Here is a 15263-nt window from a genome sequence, read left to right on the forward strand (position 1 = left end):
GCCGATGACGGCGAAGGCAACTCCGCCGCACATCACGCCGAGGCCGGTTGTGAGGCCCCGAGCCAGTCGAGCAACCCGCACACAGCGTCCTTGCAACCACCACAGCCCGTGGTCGCCCGTGTCGCTTCGGCGAGCTGTGGCAACGTCTCCGCGCCCGCACGCCAGGCCGACACGATCTGTCCCTTGGAGACGGTGTTGCAACGGCAGATCACCGCGCTGGACGGCAGGTCCGCCGGGCTCGCCGCCTCCGCGGGCAGCGCACGTCCCAGCAACAACGCCAGCCGGTCCGTCGGCGCGGGGATGCCGCGGTCGTAGAGCTGGGTGATCGTGGCGGCCGCATCCGGTGCGCCCAGGACGATCGCGCCCGCCACCCGGTCGTCCCGCAGGACGAGCTTCGCGTAACGACCGCGGGATGGTTCCTGGAAGCACAGGACTTCCGAGTCCGGACAGTCCACGTCGGTGTGCACATCGCCCAGTGCGGCGAGATCCACGTCACGTGCTTTCAACCGCGTCACAACGGAAGTGCCGCGGTAGCGCGCGGCCGGATTGGCGCCCGTCAGGCGATCCGCGAGCACCGCTGCCTGGTCCCAGGCCGGTTGCACGAGGCCGGAGACCGTGCCGGGGTGCTGGGCGCAGTCGCCGATCGCGTGGATGCGCGGGTCGTTGGTGCGCAACACGTCGTCGACGACGATGCCGCGGTCGACCTCCAGGCCCGCCTTGACGGCCAACGAGGTTTCGGCGCGGACACCGGCGGAAACGACGACGAGCTCCGCGGGAACGTGGCTGCCGTCGTCGAGGACCAACCCGTCGCCGGGGAGGTACTTGGCGGCGAGCGCGTTGAGGCGGAACTCGATGCCGAGCTGGCCCAGCGTCCTGGCGAGCACACCGCCCGCACCGGGGTCGAGCTGGCGTTCCATGAGGTGGCCGACCGGGTGGACGACGGTGACGAGGCAGCCGCGTCCGGCCAGGCCACGAGCGGCTTCGATGCCCAGCAGACCGCCGCCGAGGACGACGACGGGCATGCCCTTCTGGGCCTTCGCCTCGATCTCGGCGCAGTCGTCGAGAGTGCGGAACGCCACGACACCGGACGCGAGCTTGCCGTCCTCGACGAGACCTTCTGCCGGAGGAACCCAGGGGGTGCTGCCGGTGGCCAGGACGAGGGCGTCGTAGGGAATGGGCTCGGCCTCGGCCAGAGTCACCGTCCGCGAGGCGCGGTCGATCTCCAGCACCTCCTGCCCCAGCCGCAGGTCGATGTCGTGCTCGTCCGCCCACCTGTCGTCGTGCAGCCTGGTCGACTCCGGTGTCATGGTCCCGGCGACCACGGTCGAGAGCAGCACGCGGTTGTACGCGGCGTGCGGCTCCGCGCCGATGATGGTGATGGAGATGTCCTGGTCACGACGCCGCAGCTCGTCCGCGAGCCGCGCGCCTGCCATTCCGTAGCCAACGATCACGATTCGTCGCATGCCCGCTCCAATCGCACCGCGCAGACCTTGAACTCGGGCATCCGGCTCGTGGGATCGAGCGCGGGGTTGGTGAGCAGGTTCGCCCGCCCGTCACCGGGGAAGTGGAACGGCAGGAACACCGCGTCGGCGCGCATGCTCGCCACGCACCGCACGGTCGCCGTCACCGTTCCCCGCCTGGACACGACGTGCGCGGGCTCACCGGAGGCGAGGCCGGCGCGCGAAGCCGTGTCCGGGTGCATTTCCACGTACATCTCGGGAACCGCCTTCATCAGCTCGCCGATCCGCCGCGTCTGCGCACCCGACTGGTAGTGCTGCAGGACCCGCCCGGTGGTGGCCTGCAACGGGAACTCGTCGTCCGGCGGTTCCGCCGGACCCCTGTGGTCGACCGGGATGAACCGCGCGAGACCGTCCGGATGCGCGAACCGGTCGAGGAAGAGCCTTGGCGTGCCGGGATGTTCGACGGACGGCACCGGCCAGTGCAGCTGCTCGGCGTCGAGCCGCTCGTAGGTGACGCCGGAGTAGTCGGCGGGACCGCCGGCGGACGCCCTGCGCAGCTCCTCGAAGACTTCCTTCGGCTCGGTCAGGAACTTCTCCGCGCAGCCGAGGCGCGCGGCCAGTCCGTGGATGAGGTGCAGGTCGCTGCGCACCCCGGCAGGCGGGTCGAGTGCCTTGCGGCGCCTGATGATCCGGCCTTCGAGGTTGGTCATCGTGCCGTCTTCCTCCGCCCACTGCGTGACCGGGAACACGACGTCGGCCATCGCGGCGGTCTCCGACATCACGAAGTCCGCCACCACCAGCAGGTCCAGTGCGCGAAGACGATCGGCGACGCCGGACGCGCGCGGCGCCGACACCACGGGGTTGCTGCCGAACACCAGCATCGCCTTGAGGTCGTCGGCGTTGAGCAGCTCGTACGCGCTGCGCCCCGGCCCCGGCAGCCAGTCGACACCCCAGACGTCCATGATGTAGCGGCGCGCCTCGGGGTCGTCGAGCTTGCGGTAACCGGGCAGCTGGTCGGCCTTCTGCCCGTGCTCGCGGCCGCCCTGGCCGTTGCCCTGCCCGGTCAGGCAGCCGTAACCGGAACCCACCCGGCCGGGCAGACCCAGGGCCAGCGCCAGGTTGATCCACGCGGAGACGTTGTCGGTGCCGGACGCGTGCTGCTCGGTGCCGCGGCCGGTCAGGATGTACGACCGCCCGGCCAGCATGTGCACGGCGGCGCGCTGGTCAGCGGCGGAGACACCCGTGACGCGCTCGGTGTGCTCCGGCCACCACTGTGCGGCGATGCGCCAGGCCTCGTCGAAACCGCTGGTGCGAGAAGAGATGTACTCCTTGTCGAGCACGCCCTCGATGACCGCGGTGTGCAGCAGTCCCAGCGCCAGCGCCAGATCCGTGCCCGGCGCGGGCTGCAGGTGCAACGTCGCGCGCTCGGCGGTCGGGGTGCGGCGCGGGTCGATGACGATCAGCCGCGCGCCCTCGATGTGGCGCAGGAACGGCGGCATCGTCTCGGCCGGGTTGGACCCGGCCAGCAGCACCGTGTCGGCGGACCGCAGATCGGTCAGCGGGAACGGCATGCCGCGGTCCAGCCCGAACGCCTTGTTGCCCGCCGCGGCGGCCGACGACATGCAGAACCGGCCGTTGTAGTCGATCTGCGAGGTCTTCAGCGCGACCCGCGCGAACTTGCCGAGCAGATACGCCTTCTCGTTGGTCAGACCGCCGCCGCCGAACACAGCGACCTCGTCCGGCTCGAACTCCTTGATCCGGGACGCGACGAAGTCCAGGGCCTCGTCCCACGAGGCGGGCTCGCCGTGAATCAGCGGTGTGGTGAGGCGGCCTGGATGGCGCAGCAACTCCCCCGCCGTCCAGCCCTTCTGGCACAGCCCACCGGGACCAGGGGCCACCTGGCCGTCGATGACGCTCATGGAGCACTGCAGCGCGCAGTAGGGGCAATGGGTCACCCCGCTGACGCTAAGAAGCCCCTGTTAACCCGATGCTCCGCAATGTTTCGAACCTGGAAATTGGCCCGCTCACAGCAGTGCGGTGACCTGGTGAGCAGCTCGTTCCAAGCCCGCAAAGGACTGTGATGTTGACAACGGGTGCAGCGCGTGCACGGCGAGCCGGAACAGGGTCGCGCGCACCAGCACCTGCGTCCACTCGCTCAGGTGGCTCCACCGCTTGAACAGGCCGTGGTCCGCGCCACCCCACGCGACGGCGTCCACGGCGACCACGGCGGCGGCCCACTCGGCGGGCCGCCAGTACGCGGTGAAGTCGATGACGGCGGGCGGGGCGTTGCCGGCGAACAGCACGTTGCCGAAGAGGTCGCCGTGCACGACCTGGGACCTGAGGTTGAGCGGCTTCTGCGTTTCCTTGAGCAGCTCGAACAGCCTGCCGCCGAGGTCGGCCTCGAGCGGCACGTCCTCCTCGCCCCACGCCAGGCGGTCGGCGACGGCGAACACGTCGGTCCGTGCTTCCAGGAAGCGGGGCTTGGGCAGCTCGGCCGTGGCCTGGTGCAGGCGCTGGGCGACGGCGATGACCTCGTCGTGACGTGCCTCGGCCCGACCGGCGAGGAACTTGGTGGCGGACCAGCCGCCGACGACAAAACGACCGTCGGTGGATCTCAACGGTCTGCCGATGCGCAGGTTCGGCACGTCCAAGCCGTCGAGGGTCTTGGCGATCCAGGTCGCCTCCGCCGGCTTGGGCGCCGGACGGATCGTGGCGTCGCCGCAGCGCCAGGCGGGGCCGCCGTCGATGAGCTCCGGCTCGGCGTCACGTGCCCCGAACGCCGCACGCACGTGCGCTGGGGGCGGTTCGGGGGTGCGGGTCACGGTCGGGCACGCTACCTGCTCAGACCACCCGGTTGGCGGAACGCGACACGCCGTGATTCGCGCCACCACCCACTTGGCCCAGTGGTTGGAGCGTCTGCAAGTACCACCAACTGGGCCGTTGGTGGTACTTGCAGACGCCATCAAGCCATCAGTACGTGGGCAGCGACGGGTCGACTTCGCGAGCCCAGGCCAGCACGCCACCACCGACGTGCACGGCGTCCTTGAAGCCCGCCTTGTGCAGCGCCGCGAGCGCCTCCGCCGAACGAGCACCGGACTTGCAGTGCAGCACCAGCGGCTTGTCCTGCGGCAGCTCGGAGAACGCCTCGCCGGACAGGATCCGGTCCTTCGGGATCAGCACCGAGCCCGGGATCTTCACGATCTCGTACTCGTGCGGCTCGCGGACGTCCACCAGCAGGAAGTCCTCGCCGGACTCCTGCTTGTGCTTGAGCTCGAGCGGCGTGATCGTGTTGCCCGCGGCCGCCTGCTGCGCGTCCGTGGACACGACACCGCAGAACGCCTCGTAGTCGATCAGCTCGGTGATCTTCGGCGACTCCGGGTCCTTGCGGATCTTGATCGTCCGGTAGGTCATCTCCAGCGCGTCGTAGACCATCAGGCGGCCCAGCAGCGGGTCACCGATGCCGGTGAGCAGCTTGATCGCCTCGGTGACCATGATCGACCCGATGGACGCGCACAGCACGCCCAGCACGCCGCCCTCCGCGCAGGAGGGGACCATGCCGGGAGGCGGCGGCTCCGGGTAGAGGTCGCGGTAGTTCAGGCCCTGGCCGTTCGGCGCGTCCTCCCAGAAGACGCTGACCTGGCCCTCGAACCGGAAGATCGAACCCCAGACGTACGGCTTGCCCAGCAGCACCGCGGCGTCGTTCACCAGGTACCGCGTGGCGAAGTTGTCGGTGCCGTCGAGGATCAGGTCGTAGTCGCGGAAGATGTCCAGCGCGTTCTCGGAGTTGAGATGCGTCTGGTGCAGCACGACCTTGACGAACGGGTTGATCTCGGCGACGGAGTCGCGCGCGGACTCGGCCTTCGGGCGGCCGACGTCGGACTGGCCGTGGATCACCTGACGCTGCAGGTTCGACTCGTCCACGACGTCGAAGTCGACGACGCCGAGCGTGCCGACCCCGGCCGCGGCCAGGTACAGCAGTGCCGGGCTGCCCAGGCCGCCCGCGCCGACGACGAGGACCTTCGCGTTCTTCAGCCTCTTCTGCCCGTCCACCCCGACATCCGGGATGATCAGGTGCCGGCTGTACCGCGCGACTTCTTCCTTGGTCAGCTCCGCGGCTGGCTCAACGAGCGGCGGAAGCGCCATTTGCTCCTCCTCGACGGACTGCATGCCTCTGTATCCGAGACAACATCTACCCTGCCTGGACTCTTCCTCGTTGGAAAGCCGTCTCAGCCAGCGGGAAACGGGTTCGGCGTGCAGACCTTGCCGTCGGCGGGAACCACGTCCTGCCCGGCGTTGAGCTGGGAGACGAAGTTGTTCGCGACGCCGAACGTCTGCTGCATCATCACGGGCGCGGGAGCACCGTTCTCCGGGCACGCCGCGTGGTTGTTGCCCAGCGCGTGGCCGACCTCGTGGTTGATCACGTAGGTCCGGTAGCCGGAGAGGTCGGGCCCGTAGACCATCGCGCCGCGCACCCAGCGGGCGACGTTGATGATCACCCGCTTGGTGGGGAAGTCCCAGCAGGAGGTCTCGAACGGGATCTCCTTGCCGCAGATCGTGTGCGAGGTCTTCGTGCTGGCCAGGATGATGGTGAAGTCCGGGTTCTGGTTCGCCTCGACCCGCTGGAAGGCCACTTGCTTCGTGCCGATCCAGCCGCGGGGGTCGGACAGGAAGCCGTCGATCGTGCGCCCGAACGCGGCCGCGTCGTCGTTGTAGTCGGCGGGCTTCACGCCGTCCTCGATGGCGATCGCGTACTTGCGGAACTTCTGCGCGTTCGCCTCGCCGACCCTCGCGCCGCTGCCGGGGACGGCTTTGAACGTGCCGACGCCGTCCTCCGAGAACGCGGGCCCCGCGGGCAGTTCGGCGGTGGGCACGTCGAGCTTCGGCTTCGGCGCCTGCACCTCGGACGCGGGCGGCTCCGGTGTGGTGGTGACCACGTCGGTGGGGTTGCCCGCACTGCCACCAGCCGCGGGCGACTTCGGCTGCACCGTGTCGAGCACGACCAGCGCCGTCAGCACGAGCAGCACCGGGATGGCGTAGATCCGCCATCCGTAGTTGGCGACGAGCTTCTTGGCCCCGCGCTTGCGGGGCCGTCTGTGCTGCGCGGTGCCCTCCGGCTCCCAGGCTGCCGCGAGCGGCTCCGCGCTGGTCCGGCGCGCGCCACGACGGTAGCGGTCAGAGGGCGGAGCAGAAGGTCCTCGCTCGGGGGCGCGATTCACGTTGCCCAGGGTCCCACACCCCCCGTATGGCCGTTGTTCGTCACCATGTGTGTCGGTCCACCGCCTCCCACATGCCCAGGACGGCCCTCGCCACGGTGGCGGGCCGCTCCATCTGGGCCACGTGCCCGGTCTTCGGGAGCACCAGCAGTCGTCCCCTCGGCAGCAGACGGGCCGTGCGCGGCCCCTTCCGCACGCTGACGAGCCTGTCGTTCTCGCCCCACAAAACCAGCGTGGGCGCCTTGACCAGCGGGAGGAAGCGCCAGAGCGACTTCGGGCCCGGCATGAGCCAGGTCTGCATCAGCCCGAACGTGCTGCGGTTGAGCGCGTGCCCGGCCCACTTCTGCCGGGCGCGCTCCTCGTTCTCCCTGATCGACTCCTCGATGCGGTGGTCGGGCACCACGCTCGGGTCGGCGAAGCACAGTTCGAGCATCTGCCTCGTGCGCTCGTGCGCGCTCAGCTTGGCGAGCTCGCGGCGCACCCTGGACCCGACGATCGGCAGGAACGCGAGCGCCATCCGCGGGTCCGACATGCGGTCCAGGCGCGGCCTGAAGTCGGGCACGGCCGGGCTCACCAGGGTGAGCGTCCTGACGAGGTCCGGCCTGGTCGCGGCGACGATGAGGGAGATCGCGCCACCCATCGAGTTGCCGAACAGGTGCACTGGCTCGCCGAACGTCTCGAGGTACTTGATCACCGTGCGCGCGTGCGTCGGAAGACTGAAGTCATAGCCGGGAATCGGCTCCGACCGCCCGAACCCCGGCAGGTCGATCGAGTACCCGTTGACATGTTCCCTGAGCTGGGCGGCGAGGTCCGTCCAGTTGGTCGCGGACCCGCCCAGCCCGTGCACGAAGACGGCGGGCGGCCCGTTCCCCCTGGTGACCCTGACGTGTACCTCATGGTCATCGACCTGGTGAAACTCACCTGGCCACGGCGGCTGCGACGTGTCCAGCGGCGGCAGCTCGACCGTGGACAGCGGGGCGGGGATCAGGGCGCTCACCAGACCAGGATGCGGGAAAGAAGGCGGAGATGGTTCCCGGATGTGGGCTACCAGCGAGTAAGGTTGCGCTCACGCCTCGGTCAGGCAACCCCTCTCCGACGGCAGATGACACGTGCTGGAGGCACCATGACGGAGACGGCGCAGAGCGCACCCGCAGGCAGGGGCGTTCGACTGCCGCGCACCGCCCGCCGCGCGCAACTGCTGGCAGCGGCGCAGGACGTGTTCGTCGCCAACGGCTACCACGCCGCGGCGATGGACGAGATCGCCGAGCGCGCTGGCGTGTCCAAGCCGGTGCTCTACCAGCACTTCCCCGGCAAGCTCGAGCTGTACATGGCGCTGCTCGAGTCCCATGTGGACGAGCTGGTCGGCCGTGTCCGCACCGCCATCGGCTCGACGACGGACAACAAGCTGCGCGTGCGTGCCGCCGTGGCCGCCTTCTACGACTTCGTGGACGGCGAGGGCCAGGCCTTCCGCATGGTGTTCGAGTCCGACCTGCGCTCCGAGCCCGCCGTGCAGCAGGCCGTCGAGCGCGCGACCACCGACTCCGTCGACGCGATCACCGAGACCATCACGGCGGACGCCGGCCTTGACCCGGAGCGGGCCCGCCTGCTGGCGGTCGGCCTTGTGGGGCTCTCGCAGGTCACCGCGCGGTCGTGGCTCGCGGACAACCGGCGGGTGCCGAAGGAGGACGCGGTCGCGCTGATCTCCAACCTGGCGTGGCGCGGCATCGGTGGCGGCTTCCCGCTCCAGCACTGAGAGAAGGGGCCCGCGGCGCGGGCCCCTTCTTCACATCAGCGCGGCGATTCGTCTCGCCACGTCCTCCGAGCGTTCGAACGGCAGCATGTGCCCCGCCTTCGGATAGATCACGAACTCCGCTGACGGCAACGCGTCCGCGATCGCCCGCGAGTGCCGCATCGGCGTCAGCACGTCCCACGACCCGGCCATGACGACGGTCGGGATCGACGAGAGCACCGAGAGCGCTTCCCGCCGCTGGTGCCTGGTCAGCTCCTCCCGGAGTCCGACGAACGCCTCACCCGTCGTCGCCCCGGCCATCGCCGCCGCGGCACGCACGTCGGCCCAGCGCGCCCCACGCCCGAACGTCACGCGCAGGCCAGGCGTGATCAAGCGGCCGAACCCGACCTTCGGCCGCCTGACCAGCCATCGCCCGGCGAGCCGCTCCACACCGCTCAGCCGGGGCAGGTCCCCGCACGACGTGGCCACCAGGGCCACCCCCGTGACGCGCGAGAACAACTCGGGGCGCTGCTCGGCCAGCGCCATGATCGTCATGCCGCCCAGCGAGTGGCCGGCCAGCACGATGCGCCCGGTCGGGACGTACTCGTCCAGGACCGCGGCCAGGTCGTCGGCCAGTTCGGACAGGGTCAGGGCGCTGCCGGTCGAGAGACCGTGGCCGCGGACGTCGTAGCGGACCACGCGGCCCGGCAACGCGGCTGCGACGCGGTCCCACGTCGTGAGGTCCATGGTCCAGCCGTGCAGCAGAACAGCGGTCACGTCGGAGGGCGAAGACTCCGACGTGACGACGTTCAGCCGATCAAGAACGAGCGACGCCATGAGCGCATCCCCGGCCTTCCCACAAGTCCGGCTTCGTCCAGGAACGACATGATCCGTTCCCCCGACCAGCGAATGGTCTCCTGGAACCGCGGGTTGGCCAGCGCCTGGCGGCGAGCCTCGCGCACGTCGAGGCCGACGGCGGCGTAGACGGCCGGGTTGATGATCGTGCGCGTGATCATCATCGACACGTACCCGATCAGCCACTTCTGGTACGGCAGCTCGTAGCCCTTCAACGACGACATCCCGCGGAGCAGCTCCTCTCGCGCGAACCGCACGTGGCGGGCCTCCTCCAGCACGTGGATGCGGTTCACCATCCGCACGATCGGCTGGATCGTCTCGTCGTTCATCGCCTCGCGCTGCAGGCGGTCGAGGATCTCCTCGGCGACCAGGATCGAGCCGTACATCGCCGGGCCGTAGCCGATGGTCGGCAGCAGCTTGCCCAGGCGGTGGGTGTGCCGCGTGGGCCCGTACGGCGGGCAGTCGATGCGTTCGACCAGGCGCGCGAACATCGTCGAGTGGCGGCACTCGTCGGCCACCTCGGTCAGCGCGTACTGGGCGTGCCGGGAGGTCGGGTCGGTGTTGTAGACGACCTTGACCAGCATCTGCATGAGCAGCAGCTCGAACCACAGGCCGACGGACGCGATCGACGCCAGCTCGTGCTTCGAGAGCTCGATGCGCTGCTCGGGAGTCAGCGACTCGTACAAAGGCGTGCCGTACAGCGAAATCCGCTGTTCAGGGATGTAGAAGAGCCCGTCGACCAGAGGCGCGGACCAGTCGATGTCCACCTCGGGGTCGTAGAACTTCTCGGCGGACGACTTCAGCAGCCTCTCCGCTGTCTTCTCCCGATCGGCGAGCCTCATCGGTTGCCCTCCCCGGTAAGTGTTACTTGAGGTAACGGTTACTTCTGGTAGCATGCGTCACATGGCACGCACTGTCAAGGGGCCGGACGCGCGACGCGAACGCTGGAAGGGGCATCGCGAGCAGCGCAGGGCGGAGTTCGTGGAGGCCACGATCGCCGCCGTGGCCAAGAAGGGCCCGGACGTCGGCATGGAGGACGTCGCCGCGGAGGCGGGCGTCAGCAAGCCCGTGCTCTACCGGCACTTCACCGACAAGTCCGACCTGTACCTGGCAGTCGGACAGCGGGCCACCGAGCTGCTGATGGACCGGATGGGCCCCGCACTCGCCGCCGACGGGCCGATCCGCGCGCGCATCGAACGGATCGTCGACGCCTACCTGTCGGTGATCGAGGAGAACCCGAACCTCTACCGGTTCGTGGTGAAGGGGTCCTTTGTGGACCGCCCGGTCGAGAAGGACGTCGTGCAGGAGGACAAGAACCTCATCGCGACGACCCTGGCCCGGATCCTCGGCGACTACCTGCGCGCGTTCGACATGGACTCCGGCGGCGCCGAGCCGTGGGCGCACGCGCTCGTCGGCATGGTGCAGAACGCGGGCGACTGGTGGCTCGACCGCCAGACCATGTCCCGCGAGAACCTCAGCGACTACCTCGCCACGATCATCTGGCACGCCATCGACGGGCTGCTGCGCTCGGCGGGTGTCCAGGCAGACCCGGCAAAGCCACTCACCCCGCTGCGATTGGTGGACTGATGAGCGAGCACGACGAAGAGGGTTACACGGGCGAAGCCACCCTCGTTTTCGGCGAGGAAGAAGTCGCGGTGAGCGTCGAGCTGCGGGGCTATTTCCAGCCCATCGACGGCCGCTACCACTGGTACGGCCGCGTGAAGAAGAACGACGAGGTCACGAGCCGCGTCGAGGGTGGTGCGCGGACCGCGCTGCTGCGCACCCCCACCGGCCAGGCGGAGGGCACGCTGACCGACCCCGACCCGTGGGGCCGCTACCGGGTCGGCGGCATCTCGACCCCGCCGTACAAGATCGAAGAACCAGCTGATCACTAGAAAAAGCCCCGGTCGGAGCGACCGGGGCTTTTTTCGTTCAAGAACTTCAGGCGCCGAAACCGACCTTGCGCGAGTCCTGCGGGCCGATCTCCACGTACGCGACGCGGCCAGCGGGCACGACAAACCTCGTACCCTTGGCGTCCACCAGCGACAGCACGCTGGACTTGCCGGACACCGCGTCCGCCACCAGAGTCTCGACCTCGGACGGGTTGAGCTCACTGGTCACGACGAGTTCCCGCGGGCTGTCCGCGACGCCGATCCTGACCTCCACGCTGACCTCCGTGCTCAAAGAGAAAATCTGATCGCGAGCCTACCTAGCCCAGACCCAGCTGCGTCATGCGCCGCGCGTGCGACTGCTGGAGCCGGCGGAACAGCTGACCGATCCCGGCGAGGTCTCCAGAGCCCCGCACGATGAGCTCGGAGAGGCCGTCCCGCTCCGCCACCACGTACTGGGCCTGCGTCAACGCCTCGCCGAGCAGCCGGCGGCCCCACAGCGCGAGGCGGTCGCGGACGCGCGGATCCGACTCCACGGCGGCCAGGACTTCGCGCTCAGCGAACGCCGAGTGACCTGTGTCGGCGAGCACGGCGAGCACCAGTTCGCGGGTCGGCTCGTCCAGCCACTCCGCCACCTCGCGGTAGAAGTCGGCGGCGAGGCCGTCGCCCACGTACGCCTTCACGAGCGACTCGAGCCACGACTTGGGGCTGGTCGACTCGTGGAAGGCGTCGAAGCCCTTCACGAACGGCGCCATCGCGTCCTCGACGGCGACACCCTCGGCGGCCAGGTACTTCTGCAACAGCGTGAAGTGACCGATCTCCGCGGCGGCCATCTGCGCCAACGCCGCGCGTCCCGCCAATGTCGGCGCCGTGCGCGAGTCCTCCGTCATCCGGTCGAAGGCCGAGAGCTCGCCATATGCGAGCGCTCCGAGAAGATCGACAACACCCTCCGCAACACCCATGACGACGAACTCTAGTGGTCAATTGGGTCCTGCCAGGTAGAATGGATGCGGACGCCCGGCGTGACGAGTGTGACGAACCGCTGCGCGGCGCATGAAATGGTGCGCGTACACCTTTCCCGCAGCTGATCCGAAGCGCGGTCGAGAGGCCCGGCCAGGGCTCGTACGCGCTTGGTACGAGAGAGGCTGATCACCCTGACCGCTGAAGTAGAAGCACATCTGGACCCGATCGCACTGGAGCACAGCGAGGTCGGCGTTCCCGAAGAAGACCCGTCGCACCCGCTGCTGGCCAACGCCCCGGTGCGCACCGACTCCCCGACGTTCGCCGAGCTCGGAGTGCGTGACGAGATCGTCAAGGCACTCGGTGAAGCAGGCATCGAACGCACCTTCGCCATCCAGGAGCTGACGCTCCCCATCGCGCTGTCCGGCGACGACCTCATCGGCCAGGCGCGCACCGGCACCGGCAAGACCCTCGGGTTCGGCGTGCCGCTGCTGCACCGGCTCGACACGCCCGGAGATGGCACCCCGCAGGCGCTTGTGGTCGTCCCCACCCGTGAGCTGTGTCTCCAGGTCTCGCACGACCTCACCGACGCGTCGAAGCACCTGGGTGTGAAGGTCGCCGCCATCTACGGCGGCATCCCGTACGAGCGGCAGATCGCGCAGCTCCGCAAGGGCGTCGACGTCGTCATCGGCACGCCCGGCCGCCTGCTCGACCTGGCCGAACAGCGCCACCTGGTGCTCGGCAAGGTCCGCATGCTGGTGCTGGACGAGGCCGACGAGATGCTCGACCTGGGCTTCCTGCCCGACATCGAGCGCATCCTGACGATGGTTCCCGACCAGCGCCAGACCATGCTGTTCAGCGCGACCATGCCGGGCCCGATCATCACGCTGGCCCGCACGTTCCTGAACCAGCCGACGCACATCCGCGCCGAGGAGAACGACGCCGGCGCCACGCACGAGCGCACCAAGCAGTTCGTCTACCGGGCGCACTCGCTCGACAAGCCGGAGATGCTGGCCCGCGTGCTGCAGGCACGTGACCGCGGCCTGTCGATGATCTTCGCGCGCACGAAGCGGACCGCGCAGAAGATCGCCGACGACCTGACCGAACGCGGGTTCGCCGCGGCCGCCGTGCACGGTGACCTCGGCCAGGGCGCGCGCGAGCAGGCGCTGCGGGCGTTCCGCAGCGGCAAGGTCGACGTGCTGGTGGCCACGGACGTCGCGGCACGCGGCATCGACATCGACGACGTGACGCACGTCATCAACTACCAGTGCCCCGAGGACGAGAAAACCTACGTGCACCGCATCGGCCGCACCGGCCGGGCCGGGCGCGAGGGTGTCGCCGTCACGTTCGTCGACTGGGACGAGACGACGCGCTGGCAGTCCGTCAACGAACTGCTCAACCTGGGTCAGCCCGAGCCGCTCGAGACCTACTCCACCTCGGACCACCTGTTCGAGGACCTGGGCATCCCGTCCGGCTCCACGGGCAGGCTGCCGCTCAGCCACCGCACCCGCGCCGGTCTGGACGCTGAGGAGGAGGAGAAGCTCGACAACGGCAAGCGCAAGCGCCGTCGTCGTACCGGCTCCACCCGCGGCGGCGCCGAGCAGGCGGCTCCGGAGGCGAGCGAGGAGACCAGGCCGAAGCGCACCCGGTCGCGGACGCGCAGCCGTGGCGGCGTGCCGGTCGAGGGTCAGCCCGCGGAGACCGCGGCGCCCGAGACCGGGGACAAGACCGCATCGGACAAGCCGCGCAGGCGCCGTCGTCGCCGAAGCTCTGCCGAACAGGCCGCTCCTTCGGCAGACTGATCACATGTCGTCCACCGGTTCCGACGTCACCGACATCGAGGACGTCCTCGACGAGCCCGCCAACGAGACCGCGTCCGGTCCGGGGCCCGTCGAGGAACGCCCGCCCGCCCGGTCGTGGCGCACCCGCGCCGACTTCGTCGCGGTCGCGCTGATCGCCGTGGTTTCGATCGTCGCAGCCCTGCTGACCTGGGCGTTCAGTGATGCGCGGGCCACGACGTCGATCACCGGGCCCTCGGCGTGGGAGCCACTGCCCGAGGTCGTGGCGCTACCGCCGTCGCTCGCCGAGGTGTGGCGCGCGAAGAGCGGCGCGACGCAGTCACCCGTGGTCGTGCAGACCCCGGTGAAGGAGACGGGCGAGGAGAAGCCGTCGACCGTCGTCACCGGTGACGGCGGCGAGGTCAACGGGCGCGACCCGCTGACCGGTGACATCCGGTGGACGTACAAGCGCGACCTGCCGCTGTGCGTGGTCAGCACGGCGTGGGCGCGCGCGATGGCCCTGTACTCCAAGGGCACCAACTGCTCTGAGCTCACCTCGCTGGACGGCGTCACCGGGGAGCGGCGGGCGCAGCGCAACGGCGACGCGGAACCGGGCACGGCCCTGCTCAACGAGGGCTCGCACCTGATCACCACCGGGTCGAAGTTCATGGAGGTCTACCGCCGCGACGACCTGGTGCGCTCGCTCGAGTACGGCACCCTGCGCGCGATCGTGAACCCGAACAAGCAGCCGCGCGCCGGCTGCACGTACGGCTCGGTGGCGGTGACGTCGGGCAAGTTCGGGTTGATCGAGCGCTGCCCCGACGACAGCTCCGACCGGGTCTCGGTGATCAAGCCGAACCCGGACAAGTCCGACGAGCCGAAGGTGTTCGCCAGCGTTCTGACCGGGAGCAAGAACGCACAGGTCGTTGCCGTCACGGACAAGCTCGTCGCGGTGGCGGTGCCGAACCCCGGCCGCCTCGTCGTGTTCGACGCCGAGAGCGGCAACCAGGTCGCCGAGACGCCGATCGACGTGCCCGCCGCGGACTTCGTCGACCCGCCGAACCACGTGACGCGCGCGTTCGCCACCAAGACGAACGTCTTCTGGTTCACCGGGTCCAGGACGATCGCCCTCTCGCAGGACACGCTCACTCCACTGTGGACGGCGGAGGGCACGCTCGGTGCCGGCACGACGCTCGCGGGCCGCGCGATCATCCCGGTGAAGGACGGCCTGCGGGTGTACGAGCAGGCCACCGGTGAGGTCGTGGGCACGATCCGGGTGAACCGCGAGGGCCACACCGGCCCTGTGCAACTCGCCACAGCCGGTCGCATCGTGCTCGAGCAGCGTGGCGGAACCCTGGTCGCGCTGGGATAGTTCCCTC

At 69.6% G+C, this 15263-nt stretch carries 15 protein-coding genes; 5 read left to right on the forward strand and 10 right to left on the reverse strand.

Annotation, left to right across the window (positions count from 1 at the left end):
• Positions 1–32 precede the first annotated feature (32 nt).
• The 6 genes from ABFX45_RS07895 to ABFX45_RS07920 all read right to left on the reverse strand — a co-directional run bounded on the left by ABFX45_RS07895 (position 33) and on the right by ABFX45_RS07920 (position 7670).
• A complete protein-coding gene (locus ABFX45_RS07895; protein WP_109632555.1) occupies positions 33–1463 on the reverse strand; it encodes an FAD-dependent oxidoreductase in 1431 nt (476 codons plus the stop codon).
• On the reverse strand, positions 1448–3379 hold the full coding sequence (locus ABFX45_RS07900; RefSeq protein WP_346128707.1) for a molybdopterin oxidoreductase family protein: 1932 nt from the start codon (positions 3377–3379) through the stop codon (positions 1448–1450). The genes ABFX45_RS07895 and ABFX45_RS07900 overlap by 16 nt, the downstream gene beginning before the upstream one ends.
• Before the next feature lie 105 nt (positions 3380–3484).
• Positions 3485–4282: a TIGR02569 family protein gene (locus tag ABFX45_RS07905; protein WP_346128709.1), complete on the reverse strand. Its 798-nt coding sequence runs from the start codon at positions 4280–4282 to the stop codon at positions 3485–3487.
• Between the two features lie 148 nt (positions 4283–4430).
• On the reverse strand, positions 4431–5603 hold the full coding sequence (gene moeZ / locus ABFX45_RS07910; RefSeq protein ID WP_109633261.1) for an adenylyltransferase/sulfurtransferase MoeZ: 1173 nt from the start codon (positions 5601–5603) through the stop codon (positions 4431–4433).
• Positions 5604–5686: 83 nt separating this feature from the next.
• The gene (locus tag ABFX45_RS07915; RefSeq protein ID WP_233439219.1) at positions 5687–6676 is read right to left on the reverse strand and encodes a DUF3152 domain-containing protein; all 990 of its coding nucleotides are present in this window, start codon (positions 6674–6676) and stop codon (positions 5687–5689) included.
• A 40-nt stretch (positions 6677–6716) separates the two neighbouring features.
• Entirely contained in the window at positions 6717–7670 is a 954-nt protein-coding gene (locus tag ABFX45_RS07920) for an alpha/beta fold hydrolase (RefSeq protein WP_233439218.1), read from the reverse strand.
• Between the two features lie 126 nt (positions 7671–7796).
• On the opposite strand from ABFX45_RS07920, the gene ABFX45_RS07925 reads away from it, so the two are divergent.
• Positions 7797–8426, forward strand: a complete 630-nt coding sequence (locus ABFX45_RS07925; protein ID WP_109632542.1) for a TetR/AcrR family transcriptional regulator — start codon at positions 7797–7799, stop codon at positions 8424–8426.
• 30 nt (positions 8427–8456) lie between these two features.
• Here ABFX45_RS07925 and ABFX45_RS07930 read toward each other — a convergent pair whose 3' ends face one another.
• Positions 8457–9239: an alpha/beta fold hydrolase gene (locus ABFX45_RS07930; RefSeq protein WP_109632540.1), complete on the reverse strand. Its 783-nt coding sequence runs from the start codon at positions 9237–9239 to the stop codon at positions 8457–8459.
• Positions 9212–10099, reverse strand: a complete 888-nt coding sequence (locus ABFX45_RS07935; RefSeq protein WP_346128713.1) for an AurF N-oxygenase family protein — start codon at positions 10097–10099, stop codon at positions 9212–9214. Before ABFX45_RS07935 ends, ABFX45_RS07930 begins: the two co-directional genes overlap by 28 nt.
• Before the next feature lie 61 nt (positions 10100–10160).
• Between ABFX45_RS07935 and ABFX45_RS07940 the strand changes: the two genes are divergently transcribed.
• Both ABFX45_RS07940 and ABFX45_RS07945 read left to right on the forward strand, forming a co-directional pair.
• A complete protein-coding gene (locus ABFX45_RS07940; protein ID WP_109632536.1) occupies positions 10161–10844 on the forward strand; it encodes a TetR/AcrR family transcriptional regulator in 684 nt (227 codons plus the stop codon).
• Positions 10844–11152 carry a DUF4873 domain-containing protein gene (locus tag ABFX45_RS07945; protein WP_109632534.1) on the forward strand — a complete coding sequence of 103 codons (309 nt, stop codon included), beginning with the start codon at positions 10844–10846 and terminating at the stop codon, positions 11150–11152. The genes ABFX45_RS07940 and ABFX45_RS07945 overlap by 1 nt, the downstream gene beginning before the upstream one ends.
• Before the next feature lie 46 nt (positions 11153–11198).
• On the opposite strand, the gene ABFX45_RS07950 is transcribed toward ABFX45_RS07945, so the two are convergent.
• Together ABFX45_RS07950 and ABFX45_RS07955 are read right to left on the reverse strand one after the other, a co-directional pair.
• Positions 11199–11423 carry a DUF3107 domain-containing protein gene (locus ABFX45_RS07950; protein WP_109633259.1) on the reverse strand — a complete coding sequence of 75 codons (225 nt, stop codon included), beginning with the start codon at positions 11421–11423 and terminating at the stop codon, positions 11199–11201.
• 43 nt (positions 11424–11466) lie between these two features.
• Positions 11467–12108, reverse strand: coding sequence for a ferritin-like fold-containing protein (locus tag ABFX45_RS07955; protein WP_109632532.1), 642 nt, complete (start codon positions 12106–12108; stop codon positions 11467–11469).
• Between the two features lie 225 nt (positions 12109–12333).
• Between ABFX45_RS07955 and ABFX45_RS07960 the strand changes: the two genes are divergently transcribed.
• A complete protein-coding gene (locus tag ABFX45_RS07960) occupies positions 12334–13908 on the forward strand; it encodes a DEAD/DEAH box helicase (RefSeq protein ID WP_170154789.1) in 1575 nt (524 codons plus the stop codon).
• Positions 13909–13912: 4 nt separating this feature from the next.
• Positions 13913–15256 (forward strand): Rv3212 family protein, encoded by a 1344-nt coding sequence (locus ABFX45_RS07965; protein WP_215732494.1) that lies wholly within the window; start codon positions 13913–13915, stop codon positions 15254–15256.
• Positions 15257–15263: the final 7 nt, after the last annotated feature.

This window comes from Lentzea roselyniae, assembly GCF_039537795.1.
Classification (GTDB): Bacteria; Actinomycetota; Actinomycetes; order Mycobacteriales; family Pseudonocardiaceae; genus Lentzea; species Lentzea atacamensis.

What these genes read in the sequence shown, in the direction of transcription:
- ABFX45_RS07895 (WP_109632555.1), bottom strand. Translation starts at nt 1,463, where the DNA reads ATGCGACGAATCGTGATCGTTGGCTACGGAATGGCAGGCGCGCGGCTC.
- ABFX45_RS07900 (WP_346128707.1), bottom strand. Translation starts at nt 3,379, where the DNA reads ATGAGCGTCATCGACGGCCAGGTGGCCCCTGGTCCCGGTGGGCTGTGC.
- moeZ (WP_109633261.1), bottom strand. Translation starts at nt 5,603, where the DNA reads ATGGCGCTTCCGCCGCTCGTTGAGCCAGCCGCGGAGCTGACCAAGGAA.
- ABFX45_RS07925 (WP_109632542.1), top strand. Translation starts at nt 7,797, where the DNA reads ATGACGGAGACGGCGCAGAGCGCACCCGCAGGCAGGGGCGTTCGACTG.
- ABFX45_RS07930 (WP_109632540.1), bottom strand. Translation starts at nt 9,239, where the DNA reads ATGGCGTCGCTCGTTCTTGATCGGCTGAACGTCGTCACGTCGGAGTCT.
- ABFX45_RS07935 (WP_346128713.1), bottom strand. Translation starts at nt 10,099, where the DNA reads ATGAGGCTCGCCGATCGGGAGAAGACAGCGGAGAGGCTGCTGAAGTCG.
- ABFX45_RS07940 (WP_109632536.1), top strand. Translation starts at nt 10,161, where the DNA reads ATGGCACGCACTGTCAAGGGGCCGGACGCGCGACGCGAACGCTGGAAG.
- ABFX45_RS07945 (WP_109632534.1), top strand. Translation starts at nt 10,844, where the DNA reads ATGAGCGAGCACGACGAAGAGGGTTACACGGGCGAAGCCACCCTCGTT.
- ABFX45_RS07955 (WP_109632532.1), bottom strand. Translation starts at nt 12,108, where the DNA reads ATGGGTGTTGCGGAGGGTGTTGTCGATCTTCTCGGAGCGCTCGCATAT.
- ABFX45_RS07965 (WP_215732494.1), top strand. Translation starts at nt 13,913, where the DNA reads ATGTCGTCCACCGGTTCCGACGTCACCGACATCGAGGACGTCCTCGAC.